16 protein-coding genes and 1 riboswitch are annotated in these 19,524 nt (G+C 70.8%); of the genes, 7 read left to right on the forward strand and 9 right to left on the reverse strand.

Annotated features, from left to right (window positions below; all coding sequences use genetic code 11):
• The first annotated feature begins 68 nt into the window (after positions 1 to 68).
• From ACWFR4_RS27825 to ACWFR4_RS27835, 3 genes are all read left to right on the forward strand, one after another.
• Positions 69 to 716 (forward strand): RNA polymerase sigma factor, encoded by a 648-nt coding sequence (locus ACWFR4_RS27825; RefSeq protein WP_453655081.1) that lies wholly within the window; start codon positions 69 to 71, stop codon positions 714 to 716.
• On the forward strand, positions 709 to 1,572 hold the full coding sequence (locus ACWFR4_RS27830; RefSeq protein ID WP_453655083.1) for a hypothetical protein: 864 nt from the start codon (positions 709 to 711) through the stop codon (positions 1,570 to 1,572). Before ACWFR4_RS27825 ends, ACWFR4_RS27830 begins: the two co-directional genes overlap by 8 nt.
• 134 nt (positions 1,573 to 1,706) lie before the next feature.
• A complete protein-coding gene (locus ACWFR4_RS27835; RefSeq protein WP_453655085.1) occupies positions 1,707 to 2,462 on the forward strand; it encodes a hypothetical protein in 756 nt (251 codons plus the stop codon).
• 80 nt (positions 2,463 to 2,542) lie between these two features.
• On the opposite strand, the gene ACWFR4_RS27840 is transcribed toward ACWFR4_RS27835, so the two are convergent.
• Positions 2,543 to 3,991 (reverse strand): glycine hydroxymethyltransferase, encoded by a 1,449-nt coding sequence (locus ACWFR4_RS27840; RefSeq protein ID WP_453461448.1) that lies wholly within the window; start codon positions 3,989 to 3,991, stop codon positions 2,543 to 2,545.
• Positions 3,992 to 4,053: 62 nt separating this feature from the next.
• Positions 4,054 to 4,140: riboswitch (ZMP/ZTP riboswitch) on the reverse strand.
• A 117-nt stretch (positions 4,141 to 4,257) separates the two neighbouring features.
• Here ACWFR4_RS27840 and rocD point away from each other — a divergent pair.
• Both rocD and ACWFR4_RS27850 read left to right on the forward strand, forming a co-directional pair.
• Positions 4,258 to 5,484: an ornithine--oxo-acid transaminase gene (rocD, locus tag ACWFR4_RS27845; RefSeq protein ID WP_453461451.1), complete on the forward strand. Its 1,227-nt coding sequence runs from the start codon at positions 4,258 to 4,260 to the stop codon at positions 5,482 to 5,484.
• Between the two features lie 130 nt (positions 5,485 to 5,614).
• Positions 5,615 to 6,460 (forward strand): hypothetical protein, encoded by an 846-nt coding sequence (locus ACWFR4_RS27850; protein WP_453655170.1) that lies wholly within the window; start codon positions 5,615 to 5,617, stop codon positions 6,458 to 6,460.
• A gap of 47 nt (positions 6,461 to 6,507) precedes the next feature.
• On the opposite strand, the gene pdxR is transcribed toward ACWFR4_RS27850, so the two are convergent.
• Positions 6,508 to 7,932: a MocR-like pyridoxine biosynthesis transcription factor PdxR gene (gene pdxR / locus ACWFR4_RS27855; protein ID WP_453461454.1), complete on the reverse strand. Its 1,425-nt coding sequence runs from the start codon at positions 7,930 to 7,932 to the stop codon at positions 6,508 to 6,510.
• 47 nt (positions 7,933 to 7,979) lie between these two features.
• Between pdxR and ACWFR4_RS27860 the strand changes: the two genes are divergently transcribed.
• On the forward strand, positions 7,980 to 8,504 hold the full coding sequence (locus ACWFR4_RS27860) for a carboxymuconolactone decarboxylase family protein (RefSeq protein ID WP_453461457.1): 525 nt from the start codon (positions 7,980 to 7,982) through the stop codon (positions 8,502 to 8,504).
• Positions 8,501 to 8,989, forward strand: a complete 489-nt coding sequence (locus ACWFR4_RS27865) for a carboxymuconolactone decarboxylase family protein (RefSeq protein ID WP_453461460.1) — start codon at positions 8,501 to 8,503, stop codon at positions 8,987 to 8,989. The genes ACWFR4_RS27860 and ACWFR4_RS27865 overlap by 4 nt, the downstream gene beginning before the upstream one ends.
• A gap of 60 nt (positions 8,990 to 9,049) precedes the next feature.
• Here the strand turns inward: ACWFR4_RS27865 and ACWFR4_RS27870 are convergent, their stop codons facing one another.
• From ACWFR4_RS27870 to ACWFR4_RS27900, 7 genes are all read right to left on the reverse strand, one after another.
• Positions 9,050 to 9,997 carry an ABC transporter substrate-binding protein gene (locus ACWFR4_RS27870; protein WP_453655172.1) on the reverse strand — a complete coding sequence of 316 codons (948 nt, stop codon included), beginning with the start codon at positions 9,995 to 9,997 and terminating at the stop codon, positions 9,050 to 9,052.
• Between the two features lie 80 nt (positions 9,998 to 10,077).
• Positions 10,078 to 12,051, reverse strand: coding sequence for an ABC transporter permease (locus tag ACWFR4_RS27875; protein ID WP_453461463.1), 1,974 nt, complete (start codon positions 12,049 to 12,051; stop codon positions 10,078 to 10,080).
• Positions 12,051 to 13,289 (reverse strand): quaternary amine ABC transporter ATP-binding protein, encoded by a 1,239-nt coding sequence (locus tag ACWFR4_RS27880; protein ID WP_453655087.1) that lies wholly within the window; start codon positions 13,287 to 13,289, stop codon positions 12,051 to 12,053. The genes ACWFR4_RS27875 and ACWFR4_RS27880 overlap by 1 nt, the downstream gene beginning before the upstream one ends.
• Complete coding sequence (locus ACWFR4_RS27885) at positions 13,289 to 14,827, reverse strand: GMC family oxidoreductase (RefSeq protein WP_453655089.1); 1,539 nt, start codon at positions 14,825 to 14,827, stop codon at positions 13,289 to 13,291. Before ACWFR4_RS27885 ends, ACWFR4_RS27880 begins: the two co-directional genes overlap by 1 nt.
• Before the next feature lie 102 nt (positions 14,828 to 14,929).
• Positions 14,930 to 16,432, reverse strand: coding sequence for an aldehyde dehydrogenase family protein (locus tag ACWFR4_RS27890; protein ID WP_453461468.1), 1,503 nt, complete (start codon positions 16,430 to 16,432; stop codon positions 14,930 to 14,932).
• A 380-nt stretch (positions 16,433 to 16,812) separates the two neighbouring features.
• Positions 16,813 to 17,805, reverse strand: a complete 993-nt coding sequence (locus tag ACWFR4_RS27895) for a malate dehydrogenase (RefSeq protein ID WP_116510870.1) — start codon at positions 17,803 to 17,805, stop codon at positions 16,813 to 16,815.
• A 341-nt stretch (positions 17,806 to 18,146) separates the two neighbouring features.
• Positions 18,147 to 19,289 carry an XRE family transcriptional regulator gene (locus tag ACWFR4_RS27900; RefSeq protein ID WP_453469352.1) on the reverse strand — a complete coding sequence of 381 codons (1,143 nt, stop codon included), beginning with the start codon at positions 19,287 to 19,289 and terminating at the stop codon, positions 18,147 to 18,149.
• Between the last annotated feature and the right edge of the window lie 235 nt (positions 19,290 to 19,524).

Below are 19,524 nucleotides of genomic sequence, written 5' to 3' on the forward strand. Positions count from 1 at the left end.
CTTCGGTCTCCCTTCGGACCTTCCTTGCGGAACGAGTACGGAAAAACCTGTGCGACGGGTGGGAACCGATGCGAGGGGTGCGGTGTATCAACGATGTGAGGACACAGGGGGAGGTCCTGGAGGGGGGCCGCGTCGTCGACGACGAGCGTGCGGTGATCGCTCGCGTGCGCGCCGGAGATGTGGAGGCGTACGCGGTGTTGGTGCGCGCCTTCACCGGGCTGGCGCTGCGGGCAGCCCGGGCCCTAGGGGCGGGAGCGGACGCGGAGGACGTGGTGCAGCAGGCCTTTTTCAAGGCGTACTGCGCCCTGGGACAGTTTCGGGACGACTCGTCGTTCAAGCCGTGGCTGCTTGCGATCGTCGCCAATGAGACGAGGAACACAGTGCGCTCGGCGGTGCGACAGCGTTCGGTCGTGGGGCGGGAAGCGACGTTGGTAGAGGCCGAGCCGCTGATACCCGAGACCACGGATCCGGCGGTCGCGGCCGTCCACGACGAACGGCGGACGGCGTTGCTCGCCGCGCTCGAGGAGCTGAGCGAGGAGCATCGGCTGGTCGTCACATACCGGTATCTGCTCGAGATGGACGAGGCGGAGACGGCCGAGGCACTCGGCTGGCCGCGCGGCACCGTGAAGTCGAGGCTCAATCGCGCGCTGCGGAAGCTGAAGCGGATTCTTCCGGCGGAGCTGGACCCGCGGGAGGGAGGTGATGGGTATGAGTGAACCGCGTCACGAGGACGACGGGAGCCGGCGCCCCGGCAAGGGCTACGGGCCCCGCGCGGACCATGGGCTGCCGGCTGAGCTGCGGGCGCTGGGCAGGTCCCTGGACGGTCTGGGCCCAGGCGGCGAGTCGATGGCCGAGCGGGTGCTGGCGCAGATACTCGCCGAGTCCGTTCCGGCGCCGGTGGCCGAGCCGACGGCGGGCCCTGTCCGGGGGCGGCGGGCGCGTCGCTGGATACGGAAGCAGTGGCGGATGCTCACGGCGGGGCTGTGCGGAGTACTGACCGTGCTCGTGCTCACGCCTCCGGTGCGGGCCGCGGTCGCCGAGTGGTTCGGCTTCGGCGGGGTGGAGGTCCGGTACGACCCCTCGGCCCTGCCGTCGTCCGGTATGCACGTCCCCGGGTGCGGCACGTCGCTCTCGCTGGGCGAGGCCCGACGAGGCGCCGGATTCGAACCGCTGGTGCCGGGCGAGCTGGGGATGCCGGACGCCGTGACGGTGACCCGGGAACCGAAGTCGCGCTTCTTGATCACACTGTGTTGGCGCGAGGACGGGCGCACGATCCGGCTCGACGAGTACCCGGCGCAGCTCGACATCGGGTACACGAAATCGGTGCGCATGCAGCCGCGCTGGGTCGGCCTCGGCCGGGACACGGGGCTGTGGTTCGCCCAGCCGCATCTGCTCAGTTTCTGGATGCTCGACGGCAACGGCGACCGGTGGACCCGTTCCGAACGCACCGCGGGCCCGACGCTCCTGTGGACCCGCCGGCAGGAGATGACGCTCCGCCTGGAGGGAGTCGATTCCCGGGAGCGGGCGATGGAGATCGCACGGTCGGTACGGAAGCCGAACGCCGTCCGCTGATTCCCGCGGGCTGGGCCGGCGAACTCACACACCCGAGAACTCGCACACCGAAGTTGGGAACCCGGTCGGGTCGAGCGGTGTACCAGAAGTGAATCGACACGGGCGGGCCGTGCCGGGAGCAGCTGGGGGAACGGATGCGAACAGTACGAAGGCCGGCCGCGCTGGCGGTGGCACTGACGGCGGCACTCGCCGCGATGCTGCTGAGCGCGTCAGGGGCGTCGGCGGGCGGACCGACGAGCGTTCTGGTGGTGTCGCCCGAGAGCGGCCAGAGCGCGTCGCTCTACTTCAGTGACAAGAAGTACGAGCCGCTGGCGAGTCTCCTGGGCGAGCCGGACCAGGGGCGACGGGAGGAACCGCCCGGCTTGGGCATAGGCGCGGGGCGTCAGCTCAATGTCACATGGCTGGTCCACGACGTGCTGCCGTGGCGGGTCGACCGGGTCTATCCGGACTCGCCGGGCACGAAGGACGTCTGGATACACACAGCGACGCACGTGCCGGACTCCTACAACGGGTACTGGCACAAGGCGCGGAAGCCGGCGGAGCTGCGCGCGCTGCTGAAGGACCTCGGGGTCATGGGCGCGCGGTCCGAAAAAGGCGGGAGCCCGATCTTCCCGGTGCCCTGGCAGTCGCCCGACCGGTCCAGGGAAGCGCTCGGTGGAGCTCCGGCTCCGGCAGCCGACGGTCGCGATGGCGGGCCTTCCGGAGGCGCGCGGGCCTCGGCGGCCGGGTCGAACGACGGGGTGGACTGGTGGTGGGCGATACCGGGGCTGGCGGCGGGTGCCGCGCTGGCTCTGGTGCTGCGGCCCCTGGCCGACAGGCTGCCGGGTCGTCGCGGGACGGGCGGGACCCCGCCCGACGCGGGACCACGGCAGCAGCTGATCGATTCCTGAGGGTCGCTCTCCAGCTCTCACGGCTGAGGGAACGCACTGACCGGCCCGTCGGTGCGGCTGGTGACGGGCCGGTCAAGGGATCAGGTGAGGTCGACCTCCGGGTAGAGCGGGAAGCCGCTCAGCAGGTCGGACGCTCGCGTGGAGACCTCGTCGGCGATCTTCTCGTCCAGGACATGCTGCGCCTTGGAGGGCGCGCCCTTGCTGGTGGTGCCTGCTTCGGCGGCGGTGAGCACGCGGTCGATGAGGCCAGCGACCTCGTCCATCTCCGCGGTGCCCAGGCCACGGGTGGTCAGGGCAGGGGTGCCGATGCGGATGCCGGACGTGTACCAGGCACCGTTCGGGTCGGAGGGGATGGAGTTGCGGTTGGTGACGATGCCTGAGTCGAGGAGCGCGTTCTCGGCCTGGCGGCCGGTGAGCTCGTAGGAGGTGGCGACATCGATCAGGTTGAGGTGGTTGTCTGTGCCGCCCGTGACGAGGGTGGCGCCGCGGCGGGTCAGGCCCTCGGCGAGGGCACGGGCGTTGTCGACGACGGACTGGGCGTAGTCGCGGAACTCGGGACGGCGGGCCTCGGCCAGGGCGACGGCCTTGGCGGCCATGACGTGCGGCAGCGGACCGCCGAGGACCATCGGGCAGCCGCGGTCGACCTGGCCGGCGAGCGAGTCGTCGCAGAGCACCATGCCGCCGCGCGGGCCGCGCAGCGACTTGTGCGTCGTGGTGGTGACGATCTGGGCGTGCGGCACCGGGTCGAAGTCGCCGGTGAGGACCTTGCCGGCGACCAGGCCCGCGAAGTGCGCCATGTCGACCATGAGGGTCGCCCCGACCTCGTCGGCGATCTCGCGCATGATGCGGAAGTTCACCAGGCGGGGGTAGGCGGAGTAGCCGGCGACGATGATCAGCGGCTTGAAGTCGCGGGCGGTGGCGCGCAGGGCTTCGTAGTCGACGAGGCCGGTCTGCGGGTCGGTGCCGTAGCTGCGCTGGTCGAACATCTTGCCGGAGATGTTCGGGCGGAAGCCGTGGGTGAGGTGGCCGCCGGCGTCCAGGGACATGCCGAGCATCCGCTGGTTGCCGAAGGCCTGACGGAGCTCGGCCCAGTCGGCGTCGGAGAGGTCGTTCACGTTGCGGACGCCGGCCAGCTCCAGGGCGGGCGCCTCGACGCGCTGGGCGAGGACGGCCCAGAAGGCGACGAGGTTGGCGTCGATGCCGGAGTGCGGCTGGACATAGGCGTGGCGGGCGCCGAAGAGCTCGCGGGCGTGTTCGGCGGCGAGGGCCTCGACGGTGTCGACATTGCGGCAGCCGGCGTAGAAGCGGCGGCCGATGGTGCCCTCGGCGTACTTGTCGCTGAACCAGTTGCCCATCGCGAGGAGGGTGGCCGGGGAAGCGTAGTTCTCGCTGGCGATCAGCTTGAGCATCTCGCGCTGGTCGGCGATCTCCTGGCCGATGGCGTCGGCCACGCGGGGCTCGACAGCCCGGATCACGTCGAGGGCGCTGCGGAACGCTACGGATTCGGTGGAGAGGGCGGACTCTGACATGACGGACCTCCGGACGAATGGGACCTCCCCTGCTCGAGCGAGGTCGAGAGCAGGAGGTTTCTCGGGTCGGCCCAGGCGCACGGCACACAGTTCACAGGCCGCTCCCCGATGGTCGGTCCCATCCCAGCGCGCCAGTCACGGCCCTGCGGGCCACACTACCGGGCGCGCCGCAGGGCGAAGTTTCCCGGTCCACGATGCGAGCGACGATAGGAAGGGGCCACAAGCCCACGTCTTCGCGCCATCAGAGCTGTAAGAACGGAGATCCCGTGACTGCTGTGACTCCTCCGAATGCCGCAACGGAAGCCTTCATCACCGCGTCCGAAGCGCACAGCGCGCACAACTACCATCCGCTGCCCGTCGTGGTCGCGACGGCGGAGGGCGCGTGGATGACGGATGTCGAGGGGCGCCGGTACCTCGACATGCTCGCCGGCTACTCAGCCCTCAACTTCGGCCATGGGAACCAGCGGCTCATCGAGGCCGCCAAGGCGCAGCTGGAGCGGGTGACGCTGACGTCCCGCGCCTTCTATCACGACCGGTTCGCCGCGTTCTGCACCCAGCTCGCGGAGCTGTGCGGCATGGACATGGTGCTGCCGATGAACACAGGGGCGGAGGCGGTCGAGACCGCCGTGAAGACGGCGAGAAAGTGGGGGTACCAGGTCAAGGGGGTGCTCGACGGCAGAGCGAAGATCGTCGTGGCGGGCAACAACTTCCACGGGCGCACCACGACCATCGTCAGCTTCTCCACGGACCAGGAGGCGCGCGCGGACTTCGGGCCCTACACGCCGGGGTTCGAGATCGTGCCGTACGGCGATCTGACGGCGCTGCGCGGCGCTGTCACCGAGAACACCGTCGCGGTGCTGCTCGAACCGATCCAGGGCGAGGCCGGTGTCCTCGTGCCGCCGGCCGGATATCTGCCGGCGGTAAGGGAGTTGACCCGCGAGCGGAACGTGCTGTTCATCGCGGACGAGATCCAGTCGGGGCTCGGGCGGACCGGGCGGACGTTCGCCTGTGAGCACGAGGGCGTGGTGCCCGACATGTACGTGCTGGGCAAGGCGCTCGGCGGTGGGGTCGTGCCGGTGTCGGCGGTCGTGTCCAGGAGCGAGGTGCTCGGGGTGTTCAAGCCGGGTGAGCACGGGTCGACGTTCGGCGGGAATCCGCTGGCCTGTGCGGTGGCGCTCGAAGTCATCGCGATGCTGCGCACCGGGGAGTTCCAGCAGCGGGCGGCGGAGCTGGGCGAGCATCTCCACGCGGAGCTCGGGCTGCTGACGGGCACAGGCAAGGTGACGCAGGTGCGGGGACGCGGGCTGTGGGCGGGCGTCGACATCGGTCCGTCGTACGGGACGGGAAGGGAGATCTCGGAGAAGCTGATGGCCAAGGGCGTCCTGGTCAAGGACACCCACGGCAGCACGATCCGGATCGCTCCCCCTCTGATGATCAGTAAGGAGGACCTGGACTGGGGGCTCGACCAACTCCGGGCGGTCCTGGCGGTCTGACGGCGGTGCGCCTCCGACACGGGCGGCCGACTCGTGGTCCGGCCACTCATCGGGGCACCCCACAAGGAGGGGCCGCTCACGGGCCGGTCGGCGTAGGCACACCCTCTACAGTCGCTTTGTGCTTGTTGGAATGCTTTGCGCGCTCGGGGCGGCGGTCTGTTTCGGTACGGCTTCCGTGTTGCAGGCGATGGCCGCGCGGGCCGCGGAGCCGGGGTCGGGGTCCGGTGTCGACGCCGCGCTGTTGCTGCGGGCGCTGCGGCAGTGGCGTTATGTCGCCGGGCTGGGGCTCGACCTGCTCGGGTTCGTATTGCAGGTCATGGCGCTGCGGTCCATTCCGATCTACGCCGTCGGGGCGGCGCTCGCCGCGAGCCTGGCGGTGACGGCGGTGGTCTCCACACGGCTGCTGGACGTACGGCTGAGCGGCGTCGAGTGGGGTGCCGTCGGGGTGGTGGTGGCAGGGCTCGCGATGTTGGGGCTGGCGTCGGGGACGGAGGGAGAGCAGGCCGGTTCGGACGCGTTGCGGTACGCGATGCTCGGGACGGCGCTCGGGGTGCTGTTGATCGGGGCGGTGGCCGGGCGGCTGCCGGGGCGGGGCCGGGCGCTCGCGCTGGGGCTCGGCTCGGGGTTCGGGTTCGGGGTGGTGGAGGTGTCGGTACGGCTCATCGACGACGTGTCGCCCGGCGCGCTGCTGAGCAATCCGGCGACGTACGCACTGCTGCTCGGTGGGGGTGCGGCGTTTCTGCTGCTGACCTCGGCGTTGCAGAAGGGGTCGGTCACCACGGCCACCGCGGGGATGGTCGTGGGCGAGACGGTGGGGCCGGCGCTGATCGGGGTGATCTGGCTCGGGGATCGCACGCGCGAGGGGCTGGGCTGGCTGGCGGTTCTCGGGTTCGTGGTGGCCGTGACGGGGGCGTTGGCGTTGGCGCGCTTCGGGGAGGCGCCGGTGGAGGACGCCTCCGCACCGGCCCGGGTCTGACCCGAACCCGGGCCGACCCGAGACGCCTACCGCCCGATGCCGGTCCCCTACGGCAGAGCCCGGCACAAAGCCTCCAGCGCGCTTGTCCAGGCGTGGTCCGGTGGGGTTCCGTAGCCGACCACCAGGGCGTCCAGGGGTGGTTCGGTGGTGGCCGCGTCGTGGCGGAAGCTGGAGAGGCCGGAGACTCCGAGGCGTTGCCAGGCGGCGGCGCGGACCACGGACTGTTCGGTGCCGGACGGGAGTTGGAGGACGGCGTGCAGGCCGGCGGCGATTCCGGTGGCACGGACGTCGGGGGCGCGTTCGGCGAGGGCGGCGACAAGTTGGTCGCGGCGGCGGCGGTAGCGCAGGCGGGCGCCGCGGACATGGCGGTCGTAGGCGCCCGAGTCGATGAACTCCGCGAGGGTCAGCTGGTCGAGGACACCGCACGACCAGTCGGCGACGCCCTTCGCCTCGATCACCTCCCCGATGACGGAGGGCGGCAGCACCAGCCAGCCGAGGCGCAGGCCGGGTGCAAGCGATTTGCTGGCCGTGCCGCAGTAGACGACACGGTCGGGGTCGAGGCCCTGGAGGGCGCCGACGGGCTGGCGGTCGTAGCGGAACTCGCCGTCGTAGTCGTCCTCAAGGATCAGTCCGCCGGTGCGGCGGGCCCAGTCGACGACGGCGGCACGGCGGTCGGGGTGCAGGGCCCCGCCCATCGGGAACTGATGGGCGGGGGTCAGGAGGGCGGCGCCCACATTCGGTTCACCGGTCGCCAACTCGTCGGTGCAGGTGCCGAGTTGATCGAGGGGAAGAGGGTGGGTGCGCAGGCCCGACCGCGTCAGGACGTCCCAGTGGATGTCGAGCCCGTACGTCTCCACAGCGACGTCGCGCACGCCCCTGTTGCGCAGCACCTCGCCGAGCAGCATCAGGCCGTGGACGAAGCCGGAACAGATGACGATGCGGTCCGGGTCGGCGTGGACGCCACGGGCACGGGCGAGGTAGCCGGCGAGTGCGGTACGCAGTTCGATGCGGCCGCGGGCATCGCCGTACCCGAGGGCGTCGTTCGGGGCGGCGTTGAGGGCGCGGCGCGCGGCCTTGAGCCATTCGGCGCGGGGGAACGAGGAGAGGTCGGGGGTGCCGGGGTGCAGGTCGTGGCGGAGGCCGGCCGGGGCGCGCCGCCCGCGGGTCGAGGCCGGCCGGGGTGCCTCGACCGGTCGCTCCGCGACACGCGTCCCCGAGCCCTGGCGCGCGGTGAGCCAGCCCTCGGCGACGAGGTCGGCGTAGGCATCGGCGACCGTGTTGCGGGCGATGCCCAGATCGGCGGCGAGTGTGCGGGATGAGGGGAGGCGGACACCGGGGGCGAGACGTCCGCCACGTACGGCGTCACGGAGCGCGTCGGTGAGGCCTTTGCGCAGGCCGGAGCCGGTCGGCTCGACGTGCAGATCGATACCGAGCGCCTGACCGGAGGGCGAAGTGGCCCAGGATTCCACCATGGAAATGGACCATACCCGTGGGCTACTCCGCTCGTAGGGTCGATGCCATGACGACGAACGAGAACACCACCGACAGCACCGGCCAGCCCACCAAGGAGTACGTCCACGAGCACGCGCCCCGGCTGGCCTGGGCCAAGCACGCTCCGGAGGTCTACAAGGCCATGATCCGGCTCGACGCGGAGGCCCGTAAGGGCGTCGATCCGGTGACGCTGGAGCTGGTCAAGATCCGCGCTTCGCAGCTCAACCACTGCGCGTTCTGCCTCGACATGCACTCCAAGGACGCGCTCGCCGCGGGCGAGAGCGTCGAGCGGATCATCCAGCTCGGCGCGTGGGAGGAGTCGCAGCACTTCTACACGCCCAGGGAGATCGCGGCGATCGAGCTGACCGAAGCGATCACCGTGCTCACGGACGGATTCGTGCCGGACGAGACGTACGAGAAGGCGGCGAAGCTGTACGACGAGAAGGAGCTGACGCAGCTGATCGCCGCGATCACGGTGATCAACGCGTGGAACCGGTTCGGTGTGTCGACGCGGATGGTGCCCGGGCACTACACCGCGGGCGACTTCAAGTGACAGCCCGTACAACGCACCTGGACGCCGGTGTGCGCGACGCGATGATCGCGCTCGGCGCCGCCGCGAAGAAGGGGCTCGGCGACCCGGTTCTCGCCGAGCTGGTGATGATCCGGGCGTCGCAGATCAACGAGTGCGCGTTCTGCCTGGACATGCACGTGGACCTCGCCGTCGAGAAGAACGGTGAGAGTGCCGTTGGGGTGTCCCCTGCTCGAGCGAAGTCGAGAGCCTGGAGAAGGATCGCGCTGCTCAACACGTGGGCGGAGGCCCCCGAGCAGTTCACCGAGCGCGAGCGGGCCGCGCTCGCACTCACCGAGGCCGTCACCGTCCTCACCGACGGCTACGTGCCGGACGAGACGTATGAGGCGGCGGCCAAGCACTTCGACGAGGACGAACTCGCCCATCTCCTCGGTGTGATCACCGTCATCAACAGCTGGAACCGGCTCATGGTGAGCCGCCGGATCGCGCCGGGCGGACCGCAGTGGTGACGTGCCGGGTGCCGCCGTCAGGAAAGGCACCCGGCACGCGCGCTGGGAGGAGCCGTACGGCTACTTGGGCAGCCAGGACCGCCACGTCGACTCGTGCTCGTCGATCCACTTCTTCGCCGCCTCGTCCGGCGACAGCTTCTGGTCGGCGATGAGCAGGGAGACCTCGTTCTGGTCCGCGGTGGTCCACTTGAAGTTCTTCAGGAAGGCCGCCGCCTTGCCGCCGTTCTTCGAGAAGTCCGCGTTGAGGTACTTCTGGAGCGGCGTCTTCGGATAGGCGCAGGCCACCTTCTTCGGTTCGGCGTCGCAGCCGTCCGTGTACGCCGGCAGCTTCACCTCCGTCATCGGCACCTTCTTGAACAGCCACTGCGGCTGGTACCAGTACGTCAGGAACGGCTTCTTCGCCTTGGCGAACTGCTTGATCTGGGTGATCTGAGCCGCCTCGGAACCGGAGAACACGACCTGGTACTTCAGCTTCAGGTTGTTGACCAGCGCCTTGTCGTTGGTGACGTACGACGGGGAGCCGTCGAGGAGTTGGCCCTTGCCGCCGCTCTCCGCGGTGCGCAGCTGGGACGCGTACTTGTTGAGGTTCTTCCAGTCGGTGACGTCCGGGTGCTGTTTGGCGAAGTACGTGGGGACGAACCAGCCGATGTGTCCGGTGACGCCGAGGTCGCCGCCGTTCACGATCGTCTTCTTGTCCTTGACGTACCGCTGCTCCTGGTCCGGGTGGCCCCAGTCCTCCATGATCGCGTCGACGCGGCCCTGGCTGAGCGCGTCCCAGGCGGGGACCTCGTCGACCTGGACGGTGTCGACGCGGTAGCCGAGCTCGTGCTTGAGCAGGTACTCGGCCACGGCGATGTTGGCCTGCGCACCGACCCAGGACTGCACGGACAAGGTCACCGTCTTCGCGCCCTGCGCGTTGGCGTACGGGGAGGACTGCTTGGTCATGTCGGCGGCGCCGCAACCGGTCGCCACCAGGAGGGTGCTCGCGGCCGCGAGCCCCATGGTCATCCGGCGCGCCCGCACGGGGCGCAACGTGGTCATCCTGCGTGCCCGCACCGGGCGGAAAGATCGAAGTGCTCGCATCGCGATCACGCTCCCTTCGTCGCGCGTCGTTCGGTCGGCTGGGTGACCCGGTCGAGCATGAGACCGAGGCAGACGATCGCCGCGCCGCCGACGAGCCCGGTCGCCAGGTCGCCCTGGGCGAGGCCGAACACGACCTCGTAGCCGAGCGCGCCACCGCCCACCAGACCGCCGATGATCACGACGGCGAGGACGAGGACGACACCCTGGTTCACGGCCAGGAGCAGCGCGGGCCGGGCCAGCGGCAGCTGGACCTGGCGCAGTTGCTGCCAGCTCGTCGCGCCCATCGACCGGGCCGACTCCATGGCGGCCCCGTCGACCTGGCGGAGTCCCTGCGTGGTGATGCGGATGACGGCCGGCAGCGCGTAGACGACGGCGGCGGCGACCGCGGGGGCGCGGCCGACGCCGAACAGCGCGACCACCGGGATCAGATACACGAACTGCGGCATCGTCTGGAAGACGTCGAGCACGGGCCTGAGCAGGCGTTCGAGCCGCCCGCTGCGCGCCGCCGCGATCCCGACCGCGAAGCCGACGACGAGCGTCACGGCGACGGCCGCGAGCACCTGCGACAGCGTGTCGAGCGAGGGCTTCCACACGCCGAGGACACCGATCGCGGCCATGGCGAGCACGGCCGTCACGGCGGTGCGCCAGGTGCCGATCAGCCAGGCCAGCGCGGCGACGATGAGGAGCACGGACCACCAGGGCAGCCACTGCAGCCCGTCGCGCAGCGGGTCGAGGACCCAGGTGGTGAAGTGCCCGGCCCAGTCGGCGGTTCCGCCGATGTAGGGGACACCGGAGTAGAGGTGGTCGGTCATCCAGTCGACGGCGTTGTTGACCGGGTCCGCGATGTTCACGGTCCAGGTCTCGGGCCAGTCGATCCGGTCCGCGAGACGGGCCACGAGGGCGACGGCCACCGTGAGAACCGCGGCGACGCCCCAGCCGTACGGGCCGTGCAGTCGGCGGCCGTCGGGTTCGGCGGCGCCGAGCCGCTCCCCCGCCGCGGCCGTCGTGCGGTCCAGGATCACGGCGAGCAGCACGATCGGGATGCCGGCAGCGAGGGCCGCGCCGACGTCCACGGAGGCCAGTGCCTGGTACACGCGGTCGCCGAGGCCGCCCGCGCCGATCACCGACGCGATGACGGCCATCGAGAGCGCCATCATGATCGTCTGGTTGAGCCCGAGGAGGAGTTGCTTGCGGGCAAGCGGGAGCCGGGCCGTCAGGAGCCGCTGACGCGCGGTCGCGCCGAGCGAGGCGACAGCCTCCATCACGCCGCCGTCGGCGCCGCGCAGGCCGAGCGCCGTCAGACGGGCCATCGGCGGGGAGGCGTAGACGACGGTCGCGAGGACGGCCGCGGGCACGCCGATGCCGAACACCAGGACGACCGGCAGCAGATACGCGTACGCGGGAAAGACCTGCATCGTGTCGAGGACGGGCCGCAGCGCCCGGTACGTGCGGTCGGAGAGACCGGCCGCGAGTCCCAGGAGCATGCCGAGCACGACCGAGGCGAGGACCGCGACGATCATCAGCGCGAGGGTCTGCATGGTCGGCACCCACATGCCGAACCAGCCGCACACGAGGATCGCGACGACGGCGGACGCCGCGAGCTTCAGGCCCGCGACCCGCCAGGCGATGAGCCCGGCCGCGGCGGTGACGCCCGCCCAGCCGGCCGCGAGGAGCACCAGGTAGACGCCGCGCACGCTCACGACGACGGCGTTGCTGATGTGGCCGAAGAAGTAGAGGAACAGCGGGTGGCTGTCCCGGTTGTCGATGATCCAGTCACTGGTCTTCCCCAGCGGTCCGGTCAGATCGACGGTGAGCGCGTGCGGCCAACTGCCGCTCGCCCACTTGGCGTTCACGATCGGTACGAGGACGGCCGCGACGACGGCGAGCAGCAGGAGCTTGCCGAGGACGCGGTTGCGCAGGAGCGCGCCGGAGCGCGGGGTGTCCGCCGCGGTGGCGGTGGCGGTACTGGCGGCAGCCATCAGGCGACCTCCTCGCCCGGCGGCGTGACGGGCGCGGGCGCGTCGGCGTCGGCGCCTGCCACGGCCGAACCGGAACCCGAAGCGTCAGCCCCGGCCGAACCGGAACCCGAACCAGAAGCGTCAGCCCCGGCCACGTCCGCCTCTCCGGAGAACCCCTCCCCGGAGGACCCGTCCGTCCCCGCCACCACACCCAGCAGCCGCGCATGGTCCACGACACCCAGGCAGCGCCCCTCCTCCATGACCCGCACCGCGAACCCGGTCCTGGCGACTGCCTCGATCGCCTCCGACACGGTCGCGCCGGGCGCGATGGCCGGGCCGCGGCTCTCCTCGTCGGCGTCGGCGGGCCGCATCGCGCGGCGCACCGTCATGACCTGTTCGCGCGGCACGTCCCGGACGAACTCGCGGACGTAGTCGTCGGCGGGCGAGCCCACGATCTCCTCGGGCGTGCCCAGCTGCACGATCCGGCCGTCGCGCATCAGCGCGATCCGGTCGCCGAGCCGCAGCGCCTCGCTGAGGTCGTGCGTGATGAAGACCATGGTCCGGCCCTCCTCGCGGTGGAGCCGGATGACCTCCTCCTGCATGTCGCGGCGGATCAGCGGGTCGAGGGCGCTGAACGGCTCGTCGAACAGCAGCACTTCGGGATCGACCGCGAGGGCGCGCGCGAGCCCGACACGCTGCTGCTGGCCGCCGGACAGCTGCCCGGGCCGCCGCTGCTCAAGACCGTCGAGGCCGACCTTCTCGACGACCGCCGCCGCCTTGGCGCGCCGCTCGGCGCGGCCCACGCCCTGGATCTCCAGGCCGTACGCGACGTTGTCGAGCACGGTGCGGTGCGGAAGGAGCCCGAAGTGCTGGAAGACCATGGCGGCGCGGTGCCGGCGCAGTTCGCGCAGGCGCCCCTTGTCCATGCCGAGGACGTCCTCGCCGTCGATGGATATGCCGCCGGAGGTCGGCTCGATGAGCCGGGTCAGGCAGCGTACGAGGGTGGACTTGCCGGAGCCGGAAAGGCCCATGACGACGAAGACCTCGCCCTTGCGCACGTCGAAGCTGACGTCGCGGACGGCGGCGGTGCACCCGGTGCGGGCGCGCAGCTCGGCGGCGCTCAGGGCGGCCAGCTCCGCGTCGCCCGGCACCCGGTCGGCCTTCGGCCCGAAGACCTTCCAGAGGTTGTTCACGGAGAACACCGGCGATCCCGCCTGCGCGTCCGTCACCTCAGCGTTCGCCATCGTGTTCGTACTCATCACGCATCACCACCCAGCAGCTCGGCACACTTCTCCCCGACCATGAGCACCCCGATCATCGGGTTCACCGCCGGCATCGTCGGGAAGACGGACGCGTCGGCAATGCGGATCGCCTCCAGACCCCGGATCCTCAACTCCGGGTCCACTACGGCGAGTTCATCATTCTCCGCCCCCATGCGACAGGTCCCGGCGGGGTGGTAGACGGTGTGCGCGACCTTGCGCGCGTACTCGCCGAGCTCCTCGTCGCCCACGACGTCGGGCCCGGGGCACACCTCGCGCTTGAGCCAGCCGGCGAGCGGCTCGGTCTTCGCGATCTCCCGCGCGATCCTGATGCCGTCGACCAGCGTGCGGCCGTCGTAGTCGTCCTCGTCCGTGAAGTAACGGAAGTCGAGGGCGGGCTTCTCCTCCGGATCCGCGCTGGTCAGGTAGAGGCGGCCGCGGCTGCGCGGCTTGGGGATGTTCGGCGTCATCGAGACCCCGTGCTCCGGCCGGACGTAGCCGAGGCGCTCCGGGTTGTCGGTGAACGGGATTTGGTAGAAGTGGAACATCAGGTCCGGCCCGCTCGCCTCCGGATCGCGCTGCACGAAGAGGCCCGCGTCGCTGTCCATGGCGGAGTTGTCGGGGATCGGCCCGTCCGTCTCCCACACGATCACGGACTCGGGGTGGTCGAGCAGGTTCTCGCCGACGCCCGGCAGATCGTGCAGGACCGGAATCCCGAGCTTCTCCAGGTCGGCCTTCGGCCCGATGCCGGAGTGCATGAGCAGCCGGGGCGTGTCGACGGCGCCGGCGCACACGACGACCTCGTGCCGCGCCTCGACAAGCAGTTCCTCGCCGTCCTTCGTCCGCACGTGGACGCCCCGCGCCCGCGTGCCGTCCATCTCCAGCCGGTACGCCCAAGTCTCGAGCAGGAGCGTCAGATTGGGCCGGTCACCGGCCTCCATGTGCGGGTGCAGATAGGCGACGGAGGCGCTGGAGCGCTTGTTGTTCTCCGGGTGGTACGCGAGGTCGAAGAAGCCGACGCCGTCCTTGAACGGCGCCTTGTTGAAGCCGTCCACGCGCGGCACGCCCGTGGCGGTCTGCGCGGCGTCGACGAAGTCGCGGGCGATCGCGTTCCGGTCCTTCTCGTCGACCGCCACGATGTTGTTGCGCAGCTTGCCGAAGTACGGGTCCATCGCCTTGTGGTCCCAGCCCTCGGCGCCGGCCGCGGCCCACTCGTCCCAGTCGCCGGGCAGCGGCTTGAACGAGATGAGCGTGTTGTGCGACGAGCAGCCGCCGAGCACCTTGGCGCGGCTGTGCAGGATGTGCGAGTTGCCGCGCGGCTGCTCGGTGGTGGTGTAGCCGTAGTCCAGGTCGCCGCCGAGGAGGCCGAGCCAGCGGCGCAGGGTCAGGACGTCGTCGCGGTCGATGTCGCTCGGGCCGCCCTCGATGACGGCGACGGTGACGTCGGGGTTCTGGGTCAGCCGGGACGCTATGACGGATCCGGCGGTTCCGCCGCCGACGACGACGTAGTCGTAGGTGTTCACGGACTTCTCAGGCATGCGTCAACTCCAAGGTTCTGCGCGTAATGGGCAGTGCGAAGTGCGGTCGGCCGGCCCAGCGCGAGAGAAACGGGTGGTCAGCCCGTTGCGAAGGGTGGGTGGTCAGCCCGCGAACCAGCGCACGGGCTTCGGCGCCAGGTTCTGGTAGACGTGCTTGGTCTCGCGGTACTCGGCGAGCCCGGCCGGGCCCAGCTCGCGGCCGATGCCGCTCTTGCCGAAGCCGCCCCACTCCGCCTGCGGGAGGTAGGGGTGGAAGTCGTTGATCCACACGGTGCCGTGGCGAAGGCGTCCGGCGACGCGCCGCGCGCGACCCGCGTCGGCGGTCCAGACGGCGCCGGCGAGCCCGTACTCGGTGTCGTTGGCGAGCGCGACGGCCTCGTCCTCGGTGCGGAACGTCTCGACCGTCAGGACGGGCCCGAAGACCTCCTCACGGACGACGCGCATCTCGCGGTGGCACTGATCGAGGACGGTCGGCTCGTAGAAGTACCCGTCGGCCGGCCGTACTTCGCTGGGCTCTGGCCGCTTGCCGCCGCTGCGCAGCACGGCGCCCTCGGCGAGGGCCGACGCCACGTACGACTCGGTCTTGCCGCGCTGCTGCGCGGAGACGAGGGGGCCGCACTCGACGCCGTCCTCGGTGCCGCGGCCGAGCCTGATCCGCTCGGCGCGGCGGGCGAGTTCGGCGACGAAGCGCTCGCGCACGGACTCCTCGACGATGAGCCGGGCACCGGCGGAGCAGACCTGTCCGCTGTGGATGAAGGCGGCGTTCAGCGCCTGGTCGACGGCGGTGTCGAAGCCGTCCTCGGTCTCGCAGGAGTCGGCGAAGACGACGTTCGGGTTCTTGCCGCCCAGTTCGAGGGCGATCTTCTTCACGTCGGCGGCCGCGGCCTGCGCGACCTTCGTGCCGCTGATCAGGCCGCCGGTGAAGGAGACGAGGTCGACGTCCGGGTGCTCGGCGAGCCGGGCGCCCACGGTGTGGCCCGGTCCGGTCACGATGTTGGCGACGCCCGCGGGAAGGCCGGCCTCCGCCAGGAGCTCGATGAGGACCACGGTGGTCAGCGGCGTGATCTCGCTCGGCTTGATGACGAAGGTGTTTCCGGCGGCGAGGGCCGGGGCGACCTTCCAACTGGCCTGGAGGAGCGGGTAGTTCCACGGCGTGATCAGGGAGCAGACGCCGACGGGCTCGTGCACGACCACGCTGTGGATCTCGTCGGACCCGGCGTCGACGACGCGTCCGCCACCCTCTCCGACGACCAGATCGGCGAAGTACCGGAAGGCGTCGGCGACACAGTCGACGTCGACGCGCCCCTCCTCGACGGTCTTGCCCGCGTCGCGGCTCTCGAGCAGACCGATCTTCTCCCGGTCGCGTACGAGGAGATCGGCGACGCGGCGCAGCAGAGCGGCGCGCTCGGCGACGGGCGTTGCCGGCCACGTTCCTTCGTCGAAGGCGCGGCGGGCGGCGGCGACCGCGGCGTCCGCGTCCTGCGTGCCGCCTTCTGCGATCAGTGCGAACGGCTGGGCATCCGCCGGGTCGAGGATCTCGCGCGTGGCCCCGGAGGCGGCGCTGCGCCACTCTCCGTCCACGAAAATGCTCTGGTTTTCAGACACGTCCCGTTTTGCCTTCCGTTCCCGAACAGCCCCCCTGAACATCGCGGGACTCCCATTTCACGAAGAGCCTGCGACGTCGGAAGCCCCTGCCCTGGGGATCGGAAAGCATGCACAACCCGTGGCCGAAAGTGGTCCGCGTCACCGCACACATGGCCAATAAGCCCGAAAAGTCGCCACTGGCGTGGCTACTCGGAGTACATGCCCTGTACAAACATGCCCCGTACAGACATGCCGGGTACAAGAAGCCCAGGGCAAGCCCGCCCGGTACGGACACGCCTGGTACAAACGCCGCGCCCCCGCCCCTCCGGATCGACCGGACGGGCGGGGGCGCGGGTAAGGCCGCGTGCAGGTGACCTACGGGTGCCTGCGGGACGCGTGGATCAGATGAGGCCGAGCTCGCGGACCGCGGCGCGCTCCTCCTCGAGCTCCTTCACCGACGCGTCGATGCGGGCGCGGGAGAACTCGTTGATGTCCAGGCCCTGGACGATCTCGTACTTGCCGTCCTTGGTGGTGACGGGGAAGGAGGAGATCAGACCCTCCGGGACGCCGTAGGAGCCGTCCGACGGGATACCCATGGAGGTCCAGTCGCCCTCGGCGGTGCCGTTGACCCACGTGTGGACGTGGTCGATCGCGGCGTTCGCGGCCGAGGCGGCCGAGGACGCGCCACGGGCCTCGATGATCGCGGCGCCACGCTTGGCGACGGTCGGGATGAAGTCGTCGGCCAGCCACTGCTCGTCGCCGCCGATGGCCTCGATGGCCGGCTTGCCCGCGACGGACGCCTGGAAGATGTCCGGGTACTGGGTGGCGGAGTGGTTGCCCCAGATGGTGAGGCGCTTGATGTCCGCGACCGTCGTGCCGGTCTTCTTCGCGAGCTGCGTCAGCGCGCGGTTGTGGTCCAGACGCGTCATGGCCGTGAAGCGGTCGGCCGGTACGTCCGGGGCGGCGGCCTGCGCGATGAGCGCGTTCGTGTTGGCCGGGTTGCCGACGACGAGGACCTTGATGTCGTCCGCGGCGTTGTCGTTGATCGCCTTGCCCTGCGGCTTGAAGATGCCGCCGTTGGCGGAGAGCAGGTCGCCGCGCTCCATGCCCTTGGTGCGGGGGCGGGCGCCGACGAGGAGGGCGACGTTGGCGCCGTCGAACGCGACGTTCGGGTCGTCCGAGATCTCGATGTTCTGCAGCAGCGGGAAGGCGCAGTCGTCGAGCTCCATGGCGGTGCCCTCGGCGGCCTTGAGCGCCGGGGTGATCTCCAGGAGGCGCAGGTTGACCGGCACGTCCGCGCCGAGCAGCTGGCCGGAGGCGATGCGGAAGAGCAGTGCGTAGCCGATCTGGCCGGCTGCGCCGGTGACGGTGACGTTCACGGGAGTGCGGGTCATGGCGTTCTCCGTATGACAGCAGGGCTTTTTTTGATCGATCTCTCGGCATCAAGAGATCCGCCCGTCAGGCTATCGCGCCCCGGACCCCCCGCACCTCCGGGTACATGTGGCTCGCCCCACAGAACACCCACTCCCCGCAACCGGAGGCGACGCGACGGGAGAGGCATCGCGACGCGAGAGGTGACACAACGGCAGGCGGCCGCCTGCTCGGGAGAGGTGGGCAGACGGCCGCCTGTGGGGGTGCCACTTGGTGACTACTCCCGTGGGGGTACTGCTCCGCCTGCCCCGGACCGGGGCAGGCATGCCCCCGTGTCGCATTGAATTTCGCGACGCCTCCGCCGTTACTGCGTGCAGCCCTTCTGGCCCGCCTTCAACGTCGCGCAGGCCTTCGCCTCGCTCGCCTTCGTGACGGCCACCATCGGGGTGTACGCGTCGAAGTCCGCGTTGACCGTGCCCTTCTGCACACCGGTGGTGCCGGCCTGCTGGATCCGGACCTCGTCGCCCGGCGCCGCCTGCGTGATGCGCGCCCACGCGGCCCCGCACGTCTTGCTGTAGCGGACCTCGATCTTGGCCTGACCCACGAGCACCGAGTCCGTGGTCCGCGCGAACTCGCCGCCGCAGCCCATCGTCTCGGGGTCCTTGCCGGTGCAGTCCTTGCCGCTGCACTGAACTCCCGCGGGCAGTTCGGGGGCGCTGCTGGTCGGCGTCGCCTCCGGCTTCGCGGCGTCGTCCTTGTGGCCCCTGCCCGCGTCCGTGAGGTACACGGCCGCGGCGATGACGACGAGCGCGCCCACCACGCCCGCGAGGAACATCGTCAGCCGGCGCTTGCGCCGCTGCCGGTCCGGCGAACCGCCGCCGGTCCCCGGCTGCCCGGCCGGCCCGCGGCCGTCGCCGTCCGCGTAGGCCCCCGCCCCGTCCGCGTACGGAACGCCTCCCCCGGCGCGCTCCCCCGGGCGGAACCCCTGCTCCCTCTCGCTCCCGTACGGCAGCGAGTCCGCCAGGGGAGCCTGCCCCTGGGGCGGCACGGTCGGTGCGACGCCCGCGGGCCCCGCGACGCCGGTCGCGCCGCCGCCGGACGGCCTGGCCGCCGTCCCGCTGCCGCCACCCGCGCTGCCGTTCTTGCCGTTCTTCGTGGCCGTAGGTCCGAACTCCCCGAGCGCTGCGCGCGCCTGGGAGATCCGTATCGCCTCCATCGTCAGGTCGTGACGCATCTCGGAGCGGCTCCAGGCGCGCTCCGCGAGCTCCCACATGGTGGTCAGATGGACCGGATTGGTGCCCGTCACCTCGGCCAGGGTCACGATCGCGCGCTTGGGCGCGAGCAGCCGGCCGTTCAGATACCGCTCCCAGGACGTCTTGCTGTACCCGGTGCGGTCCGCGACCGCGGCGATGCTCAGTCCGCTGCGGTCGACGAGCCTGCGGAGCTGGCTTGCGAACTCCCTGACCTGCGGGTCGAGTTCATCCGGTAGCGCCCTCCAACGAGGCATTGCTTCCCCCTATTCCCCCCATACGTGCCCTGATCCCCCGCGCCGCGCCGCACCCCTCGCGCCGCCCCCCGGCCGGAGTTGGCTTCGCCGGCCCACTCTGGCTACCCAGTGGGATGCGCGAAGCCAGGATGTCAGTTCCGGGGGTGGGGGCGCACGGGGGCATTCGGCGGCGTTCGGCCCACCGGCGTGCACCGTTGCACGACCGGAGACCCACGGCCCAGTGTCCCACCGGGGT

Source organism: Streptomyces sp. NPDC055140, assembly GCF_053607285.1.

Coding starts and splice junctions, on each gene's coding strand:
- ACWFR4_RS27825 (WP_453655081.1), top strand. CDS start 69: ATGCGAGGGGTGCGGTGTATCAACGATGTGAGGACACAGGGGGAGGTC.
- ACWFR4_RS27830 (WP_453655083.1), top strand. CDS start 709: ATGAGTGAACCGCGTCACGAGGACGACGGGAGCCGGCGCCCCGGCAAG.
- ACWFR4_RS27835 (WP_453655085.1), top strand. CDS start 1,707: ATGCGAACAGTACGAAGGCCGGCCGCGCTGGCGGTGGCACTGACGGCG.
- ACWFR4_RS27840 (WP_453461448.1), bottom strand. CDS start 3,991: ATGTCAGAGTCCGCCCTCTCCACCGAATCCGTAGCGTTCCGCAGCGCC.
- ACWFR4_RS27850 (WP_453655170.1), top strand. CDS start 5,615: ATGCTTTGCGCGCTCGGGGCGGCGGTCTGTTTCGGTACGGCTTCCGTG.
- pdxR (WP_453461454.1), bottom strand. CDS start 7,932: ATGGTGGAATCCTGGGCCACTTCGCCCTCCGGTCAGGCGCTCGGTATC.
- ACWFR4_RS27860 (WP_453461457.1), top strand. CDS start 7,980: ATGACGACGAACGAGAACACCACCGACAGCACCGGCCAGCCCACCAAG.
- ACWFR4_RS27870 (WP_453655172.1), bottom strand. CDS start 9,997: ATGACCATGGGGCTCGCGGCCGCGAGCACCCTCCTGGTGGCGACCGGT.
- ACWFR4_RS27875 (WP_453461463.1), bottom strand. CDS start 12,051: ATGGCTGCCGCCAGTACCGCCACCGCCACCGCGGCGGACACCCCGCGC.
- ACWFR4_RS27880 (WP_453655087.1), bottom strand. CDS start 13,289: ATGAGTACGAACACGATGGCGAACGCTGAGGTGACGGACGCGCAGGCG.
- ACWFR4_RS27885 (WP_453655089.1), bottom strand. CDS start 14,827: ATGCCTGAGAAGTCCGTGAACACCTACGACTACGTCGTCGTCGGCGGC.
- ACWFR4_RS27895 (WP_116510870.1), bottom strand. CDS start 17,805: ATGACCCGCACTCCCGTGAACGTCACCGTCACCGGCGCAGCCGGCCAG.
- ACWFR4_RS27900 (WP_453469352.1), bottom strand. CDS start 19,289: ATGCCTCGTTGGAGGGCGCTACCGGATGAACTCGACCCGCAGGTCAGG.